The sequence below is a fragment of the Methylobacter svalbardensis genome (assembly GCF_037671525.1).
Lineage (GTDB): Bacteria > Pseudomonadota > Gammaproteobacteria > Methylococcales > Methylomonadaceae > Methylobacter_A > Methylobacter_A svalbardensis.
Genome location: NZ_JAWPOH010000095.1, coordinates 1 through 8,755 on the forward strand (window position 1 = coordinate 1; position 8,755 = coordinate 8,755).

7 protein-coding genes and 3 pseudogenes are annotated in these 8,755 nt (G+C 42.2%); all 10 read left to right on the forward strand.

What is annotated here, in order from left to right; all coding sequences use genetic code 11:
* On the forward strand, window positions 1–557 hold a 557-nt coding region (locus RW114_RS18845; protein WP_422614846.1), incomplete at its 5' end, for a Mu transposase domain-containing protein.
* Between the two features lie 94 nt (window positions 558–651).
* Complete coding sequence (gene istB, locus RW114_RS18850; protein ID WP_340124294.1) at window positions 652–1,407, forward strand: IS21-like element helper ATPase IstB; 756 nt, start codon at window positions 652–654, stop codon at window positions 1,405–1,407.
* A 394-nt stretch (window positions 1,408–1,801) separates the two neighbouring features.
* Window positions 1,802–4,096: a glycosyltransferase gene (locus RW114_RS18855; protein WP_340124295.1), complete on the forward strand. Its 2,295-nt coding sequence runs from the start codon at window positions 1,802–1,804 to the stop codon at window positions 4,094–4,096.
* Window positions 4,097–4,118: 22 nt separating this feature from the next.
* The gene (locus RW114_RS18860; protein WP_340124296.1) at window positions 4,119–4,760 is read left to right on the forward strand and encodes a PIG-L family deacetylase; all 642 of its coding nucleotides are present in this window, start codon (window positions 4,119–4,121) and stop codon (window positions 4,758–4,760) included.
* Window positions 4,757–5,899, forward strand: a complete 1,143-nt coding sequence (locus RW114_RS18865; protein ID WP_340124297.1) for a glycosyltransferase family 4 protein — start codon at window positions 4,757–4,759, stop codon at window positions 5,897–5,899. Before RW114_RS18860 ends, RW114_RS18865 begins: the two co-directional genes overlap by 4 nt.
* Window positions 5,877–6,083 carry a hypothetical protein gene (locus tag RW114_RS18870; RefSeq protein ID WP_340124298.1) on the forward strand — a complete coding sequence of 69 codons (207 nt, stop codon included), beginning with the start codon at window positions 5,877–5,879 and terminating at the stop codon, window positions 6,081–6,083. Before RW114_RS18865 ends, RW114_RS18870 begins: the two co-directional genes overlap by 23 nt.
* A 174-nt stretch (window positions 6,084–6,257) precedes the next feature.
* Window positions 6,258–6,515 (forward strand): annotated as a pseudogene (locus tag RW114_RS21090) (recombinase family protein); the annotation flags it as partial.
* Between the two features lie 165 nt (window positions 6,516–6,680).
* Window positions 6,681–6,791 (forward strand): annotated as a pseudogene (locus tag RW114_RS18880) (Fe-Mn family superoxide dismutase); the annotation flags it as partial.
* A 630-nt stretch (window positions 6,792–7,421) separates the two neighbouring features.
* Complete coding sequence (locus tag RW114_RS18885; protein ID WP_340124299.1) at window positions 7,422–8,087, forward strand: DUF2171 domain-containing protein; 666 nt, start codon at window positions 7,422–7,424, stop codon at window positions 8,085–8,087.
* Between the two features lie 293 nt (window positions 8,088–8,380).
* A pseudogene (locus tag RW114_RS18890) lies at window positions 8,381–8,515 on the forward strand (transposase); the annotation flags it as partial.
* Window positions 8,516–8,755 lie beyond the last annotated feature (240 nt).

The window sequence follows — 8,755 nt, forward strand, 5'->3', positions numbered from 1 at the left end:
ACACCGACATCAAAAATGCCCGCGTCAATATCGATTATCACCTGATCTACGACCAGCATCTGTACTCGGTGCCGCATCACTGTGTGGGCGAACAGGTGGAGCTGCATGCCGGTGACAAACTGATTGAGGTCTACTTTCTTAACAAACGCATCGCCACCCATGTCCGAAAGTTCTATCCAGGCATGACCACAGAACCAGGGCACATGCCCGAGCAGCATGCTCAGCATCAGCAATGGACGCCAGGACGGTTAATGAACTGGGCGCAATCGATAGGACCTGAGGTGCTGGTGTGGGTGAAGGGCCAGTTACAGCGTAGGGATCATCCAGAACAAGCTTACCGTGTCTGCCTGGGTTTATTGAGCCTCAACCGAACTTATGCCTCCGAGCGTTTAAATAAAGCCTGCGCAATCGCCAACAAAGAATCCCTGTTCAAATTGAAAAACGTCAAAGCCATTTTGCAAAGCAACAGGGATAAGCTGCCTGACATATCGCCGGTGCAGCTTTCGTTATTGCCTCAAGACCATGAAAACATTCGTGGTGCCAAGAGTTTCCACTAACCATTAACCCGTAAAGAGTTGAGCAAACACGGCCTGCATCATCTTGATTTTGAAGGCACTGAATGCTCACATTTTCTTACCACAGGACATTAACATGATTGAAACTACCCTTAGCCAGCTACGCCAACTGAAACTAAACGGCATGGCCTCAGCGCTGCAAACCCAACGGGATCAACCTGGCACGTATGAAGGTTTATCCTTTGCGGAACGCCTGCAATTATTAGTCGATCACGAAGACCAGGAGCGTAATCAGCGTAAACAGGATCGCTTGACACGCGCTGCGCAATTCAAACTTAAGGCTCATGCCAAAGACATTGACTATCTACCTGCCAGGGGCTTGCAGCAGTCACAAATGGCGTCGCTGCTGATGTGTGACTGGTTAAAGAAAGCCCAGAACCTGTTGCTGACTGGCCCTTGCGGTACCGGCAAAACTTATATCGCTTGCGCACTCGGTCATCAAGCTTGCCTGAAAGGCTACAGCGTTCGCTATTACCGGCTACCACGCCTGATACTCGCCTTAACACAAGCCAAGGCGGACGGCAGCTACAGTAAATTGTTAAAAGCCATCGCCAGTCTGGATGTGCTGATCATCGATGATTGGGGTTTGGAACCGTTGAATGCCGCCACCCGAAATGACTTGATGGAAATAATGGATGATCGTTATGAGCAGTCGGCAACCATCATTATCAGTCAGTTACCGATAGAACAATGGTATGAATCTATTGGTGATAATACTTTAGCCGATGCCATTTTAGATCGGCTGATGCACAACGCCCACCGGATGAATTTACAAGGAGAATCTATGCGAAAAAAAATGAATTCCTTGACCCAAGTTGAACACTTAGAGTAAAAATTCACTTCCACCGATGCGTTAGGTTTTAGGTGTTCAAGTTCGGCCAGAATCAGTGTTCAAATTAATCAGAATACGCACCCTGCCAAACCGTTTTTGTAAAGAGGTTATAAAAATGCCCATTTGGACATTCATAGATGAGAATTGGTGCACGGTCACTTCTGTGAATCTTCGAGTCTTGCACAGTACATTGACATTTTGGACAATTGAAACCTTGGGGATGCAGTATTGTGCATAAAAAATCGTAGCATTTCTGCACGTCCATTAATTCGATTAATGAAAAGATAATCATTTTTGGCAACGTTAAAATATTTTCGGGGTGCGATTACTATCAACTATATTTACCAAGTCCGCTACCCAATCACACATTTCGCCTCATGAGCCAACAAATTAAATGAAAACAAATATTGAATACACCCCCGAAATTTTATTTTTAACATCATATCCTCCAAGACAATGCGGTATAGCAACCTACTCACAGGATTTGATTAAAGCATTGAATAATAAATTCAGCGGCTCATTCTCCATAAAAGTTTGTGCATTGGAATCTGGTGAAGCTACTTTTCATTACCCGGCTGAGGTGAAATATACCCTCAAAACTTCTCTTTCCGAAGCATATCATCAATTAGCCCAAACCATCAATAATGACAAAACGGTTAAAATTGTCTTAATCCAGCATGAATATGGTTTCTTTCAAAAACAGGAAGAAGCATTCCTTCAATTTTTATACTTACTGATTAAACCTGTAGTCATGGTTTTTCATACTGTCTTACCAAAGGTAGATGTAATATTGAAAGAAAAGGTAAACAGAATCGCGAATGCATGCGAGGCCATTATTGTTATGACCAATAATTCTGCCAAAATTTTAGTCGAAGATTATGACATATTACCGGCAAAAATAACTGTAATTCCACACGGAACGCACTTGGTTCTTCATGAAAATAAAGAACTGCTTAAAGAAAAGTATGGTCTTAAAGGTCGAAAAGTTTTGTCAACTTTTGGATTGATAAGTTCTGGAAAAAGTATTGAAACCACTTTGGAAGCCTTGCCGGCCATTATTAAGGAAAATCCCGAAATTGTTTTTCTGGTAATAGGGAAAACCCATCCAGAGGTAGTAAAGATCGAAGGTGAAAAATACCGTGAATATCTTGAGTCGATTGTTAAGCTTTACGAACTGGAGAATCATGTTGTTTTCATCAACAGCTATTTGACAACACCTGTATTACTTGAATATTTACAACTTACCGATATTTATCTGTTTACATCAATTGACCCCAACCAGGCAGTAAGCGGAACTTTTTCATATGCCATGAGTTGCGCCTGTCCAATTATTTCAACACCCATTCCACATGCAAAGGAAGTCTTAACAAAAGATACGGGCATAATCGTTGATTTTAAAGATTTGCGGCAATTAGCCGAAAACATTATCCTTTTATTAAACAATGAGCCATTAAGAAATGCTTTAAGCATTAACACTTTGCAGAATATAGTATCTTCTGCCTGGGAGAATTCTGCTGTAGCACATGCTATGCTGTTGAATAAAATATCTGTGTCAAAGATTCCTTTACGCTTTAGCCTCCCTGAAATTAACATTAATCACATAAAACGGATGACAACCAATATCGGGATTATTCAGTTTTCGAAAATCAATCAACCGGATATTGATTCAGGTTACACGCTTGATGATAATGCAAGGGCCTTGATTGCGTTGTGTATGCATTATGAAATGTCCGGAATTAAAAAGGATTTGATTTACATCAAAAAATATTTCAATTTTATTAAATATTGTCAACAACCTTCCGGAAATTTTCTAAATTATGCAGATAAGGACAAAACGTTTACTGAACAAAACTATAGTGTCAACCTTGATGATGCCAATGGAAGGGCTGTTTGGGCTCTTGGATATTTAGTCTCTTTAAAAAAATCATTGCCGGATGAAATTATATCGGATGCCGAAGCAGTTATTCATAAAATTCTGCCTAACCTGGAAACAATACATTCAACACGGGCTATGGCCTTTGCAATAAAGGGTTTGTATTATTTAAACAGTACAACTAACTCATCCGAAAATTTAAGCATTATTAAAACGCTGGCAAATCGTTTGGTTGATATGTATAAACATGAATCTGATGCTGAGTGGAATTGGTTTGAAGATTCTTTGACTTATGCCAATAGTGTTTTGCCTGAAGCAGTATTAGATGCATGGATGTTAATAGGAGAACCAATTTATAAAAAGATTGCAATGTCATCTTTTGATTTCCTACTATCCAAAACATTCAATGAAAACGGGATTGAAGTAATTTCTAATAAAAACTGGTTACAAAAAGGAGCAGAAAAATGCCCTTTTGGGGAACAGCCAATCGATGTTGCTTATACTATTCTTGCATTGAGCAATTTTTACGATGCATTCAAGAAGGACACCTATTTTCAAAAAATGAAAATAGCATTTGATTGGTTTTTAGGAAATAACAGGTTACATCAAATCGTTTACAACCCCTATACCGGCGGATGTTATGACGGGATGGAAGAAAATAATGTAAATCTCAATCAGGGTGCTGAATCTGCAGTTAGTTACCTGATGGCAAGATTGACTGTTGAAAAGTATTTAAACCCTGAAGAAACACAGATAAGTTGTCAGCTCATAATAGAAAAAGAAGTAAAAGGGATGGAACGTTCAGGCAACAACTAATCAACGATAATTAAATGGTTCAATGGATAATGAAAAATCAAAAAATGTAGCCGTCATCGTAGCTCACCCCGATGATGAAACATTATGGAGCGGCGGAACCATACTGAATCACACCGGATGGAAATGGTGTGTCGTTTGTCTTTGCAGGGGAAGTGATGCCGATCGTGTTCCAAGGTTTTACAGGGCATTAAAAGTATTGGGGGCTGAGGGCGTTATCGGTGATTTGGATGACGGTCCTGAACAAATTCCCCTGACTGAAGAAGCGGTTGAGCAGGCGATATTACAACTCATGCCTGCAGCACATTTCGATTTGATTATTTCACATGATCCGGCCGGGGAATATACTAAGCATCTCAGACACGAAGAGATAGGCAGGGCAACAATAACACTTTGGAATCAAGGGAAGATATCGGCCGGCGAGCTTTGGACTTTTGCCTATGAAGATGGGAATAAACAATACTTTCCACAACCTATAAAAGCAGCCACGCTTTACAATCTGTTACCCGAAAAAATCTGGGAACTGAAATACAACCTTATTACAAATGAATACGGTTTTGAAGAGAATAGTTGGGAAGCAAAGACAACTCCCAAAGTTGAATCATTCCGGCAATTTAAAACTCCATCCGATGCAATGTATTGGCTTACTAAAAGGGAATTCCGATGAAAGTTTTGGTATTATACGATTATCCGCCATCTCCCGGAGGGCTTGCTACTCAGGGGGATCTCCTTTACAGGGGATTGCTTGAAATGGGTGTGGATGCGCATGCAGTGCATTTTGAATCGGCACAGGAAAAGGAATGGTATTATCGCTGGTTTGAACCTGATGTTGTTGTAGGGGTCGGTTATTGGGGACATACACCTGATCTCATCCTTCATCCGCTTCGATATGGTATTCAGCCTGTACCCTGGCTGGTTGCAGATGGTTTTATTGCCAACTATCAGGAAATATTGAATGCTCTCCCGTTAATCCTTGTTACCTCTAATTGGGTAAAAGAGATGTATGTTCGTGATGGTATAAATGGGGATATTATTGAAGTGTTGCCGGTTGGCTGTAATACAGATTCATTTATCCCTTTTGATAAAAATGACCCTAAAATATTGGCTGTTCGAGAATCCCTGGGAATTTCTCCGGATCAGATAATGATTCTTACAGTGGGTGGTGATGCCGCTTCAAAAGGAGCGCAGGAAGTAATGCAGGCGCTTGCCATTATTGATACCAAAGCCCCTGATTGGAAATATGTCTGCAAAGTCTGGCCTCAATTAAGAACCAAGCTTCAAAACCTGTCCGATCTTGAAATGGCTTCTCAGCTTGGAATTGAAAAAAATGTCACCTATGCCACAAACATTATTTCCCGATCTTTTATGCCATATCTAATTGGTGCATGTGATATCTATGCAGCTCCATCAAGGCTAGAAGGGTTCGGAATGCCACAAGTTGAAGCCGGTGCATGTGGGAAACCTGTAATTGGTATCAATGCAATGGGAATGCTTGATACACTTATACATGGCAAAACTGCTTTTCTGGCAGACATAGCCCGGAAAATAGTAGTTAACGAAGTGACTGTGGGAAGTGAATCCGGTTTTGAAGACCAACATAAGGTGGTCTTTAAAGAACCCCGGACCGTGGATTATCGTGCAAATGTCCAGGATATTGCTGACTATTTACTTCAACTAATGACCAATCCTTCTCTGCAAATTGAAATGGGTAAAGCTGGCAGAGAAAGGGTAGTGGAAAATTTTGACTACCGTATTGTCGCGAAGCGTTTTGTTCAGATTATGAATGAAAGATTGGGAATTAAATAAATTATCAATCATGCAAACTATCGACCAGCAAGAAATTGAAAAGGTAAAGAAAGCAGCCGTTGAAGTGTTGCTTCACTTTCCAGTTTTCCAAACGCTATCATTGTCGCTTGCAGGATCGCGTGACAACCATCCATGGCATATTCATCAATCGACGCCAGAGCTTTGCGATAGCTTTTGCTATTGACCATAGCCTCAAACTTCATTGTGCCCACTGTAGGCTATTTTTGCCCAACTCCTCGAATATGCTGTGCACAGCATATTCGAGGAGTTGGGCAAAAATAGCCAAATTAGATAGGCTGGGCAGAAACCTGGCTCATTTAATCCACCTGACAACAAAATTAATTGAAAAAAAGTTGGGTTAATCAGTTTAAACGATCCGATTGATACATCGACTGCACAAGGGCGAATGGTGTTTGGTATTTTTGCTTCTCTTGCTGAGTTTGAGCGAGAATTAATTCGTGAACGAACACAGGCCGGGTTGAAGTCGGCCCGGGTCCGCGGTCGAAAAGGCGGACGGCCTAAAGGGATGACTCAAGCGGCAATAGAAAAGGCAACCATTGCTGAAGCCCTTTACAAAAATGGGAGCATTCCTGTGAAAAAATTGCTGAACAATTAGGAATCTCGAAAACCACGTTGTATTTGTACCTTCGGTATCGAAACGTTGATATAGGAGTAATGCCTAAACATATAGAGGTAATGGCTTCATGAAACAGTGCTTATAGACATTTAAACAACATAGCTTAGAACGAACACTTTTGGGGGTTCTTCCACAGGACCCCGTGATGTTTGGGAACATGCGTACTACATTGATTACCGTAATGCACGTCCATCCTATCTGGAAGCGTTTTGGGCTTTAGTGAACTGGGATTTTGCTGAGGCTAATTATTCATAACCACTCAGCCGCTTATAAAAACCTAAAAACTCTCTTAAAGCATAATTGACACTGATAACCCTGCGGGCTAGTTCTGACAGGCCGTATGTTAGTTATTTTAACTACTGGCTTGAAAGTCACTCCTCTTAAATTCGCTGATGAAGGGTTGCCATAGGGTCCATGTGATCGCCAGTAATTTTAAAGCTACGGCGGCCACCTATCATGAGGCATCATGCCGCTATGCTCAGGAATATAGGGATAAATTTTCCTATCTGTTGAATCGACGCTTTTGGGGGGGAATCAACTTCCTAACCACCCCGCTGAAAATAGGCATCGGTCATCCACCAGTTTCTGCAATCTATGGTAACTTCATGCCATGTAAATTATTAATGACTAACAATTTGTGAGCTATTGGCTATTGGCTATGTGCGCAGTCGCACAGACCGATTTCAGTCAGGTGTGTATATTTAAAACACAGGCAAGAGATTTAATGGGGTATGCCGTTGACTCACTCGTTATTAACAATAAATCGAGTCATCCAGTTAAAGTCCGAAAAATAGCTAATGCCCTCAAACCTTGCCTGAGTTACCGACTAAGAATTATCAATTAAATTCGCTCAGACTTTCAGACTGAGTCAACCGGAGAAAAGCTATGATTAATACCGACCAAATTAAGCCTGATATGCCCGTTGTCTGCTCTCAAGATGGCCAGTTCGCCACTGTCGATCATATGGAGGGGACGAATACCATCAAGCTGAAGAAAGATAAGACCGGTCAGCACCATTACATTCCGGTAAGCTGGGTAACCTCAACCGAGGGCGGCAAGGTTAAAGTAGATCGTCCAGGAGACCAGGCGATGAAAGAGTGGTCGACAACTCCGCCAATTATGAGCTATGAAGATCGCGATACTTACGGCATCTACAAGGGCAGACTTAATAAAGACGGCCCTGGCCCGCAACTAATGGGTGCAGACACACTGCTGGGCAACGATGTCTACAATACTAAAGATGAAGATTTGGGTGATATCAAGGAAATTATGCTGGACATGGCCTCAGGCAGAGTGGCTTACGCTGTACTGTCTTTCGGAGGAATCCTGACTCTTGGCGAAAAACTGTTTGCAGTACCGTGGGATGCGTTAAAGCTGGATAAGAAGAATAAACGATTCACGTTAGATGTTGATAAGGAGCGCCTGAAAATTGCGCCAGGGTTTGACTCGGGTCATTGGCCCGACATGGCGGATGAAACCTGGTCGAAAGAAGTCCATTCCTTTTATGGAACAAAACCGTATTCAAGTGAATTCGGATCTTCATGTCATTAACTGTTTTTTCTGTACCACGTTGCTTCGGCAGCGTGTTTTTTCTCGCTCGGTCACACGAGTGTATTTTCTTAAGGGGGGGCTCTAAATAAGGCCCCCTATTTCCAGCAAAATAGGAGCTGAATTCAACCGTCCCAAAGGAAACTCCATGGCACAATCCGGACTACTCTTTGACCCTGTTTTTGTCAAGAAACCGAAGCTGACTCGTCGACAGCGGTTTTTATAGGAGATGGGTCTGGGGGGGTGGTGCCTTGGGCTCTGTGCACAAAGCGGACAAGCCGCATTAACAGACGACTGGCAGAGGACGGCGTCCGTTTGCGCTGGAAACGATGCTGCTGATACACCTGATGCAGCAATGGTTTGGTTATTCCGATCCGGCTATGGAAGAGGCGCTGCACGATATCCCGATGCTTCGCGAACTTGCCGGGCTACATAAACATAGCAACATAGCTAACAATCGGTTGCAGCGGACGGCGTTATTGCTCCGCCGTTGATCCGACGTGTTAAGCGCACAAAAGGAGAAGCGAAGATGAAACAGAAGCAACTAGGAGGCTGTCCGAGAATAGCGGAGAAGAATTACTACCCCGATTTTTTACTACCCTTTATTAATTCATACTACCCCGTAAATTGACACAAAAATAACAAATAACCCTCTATTATCAATAGGATAT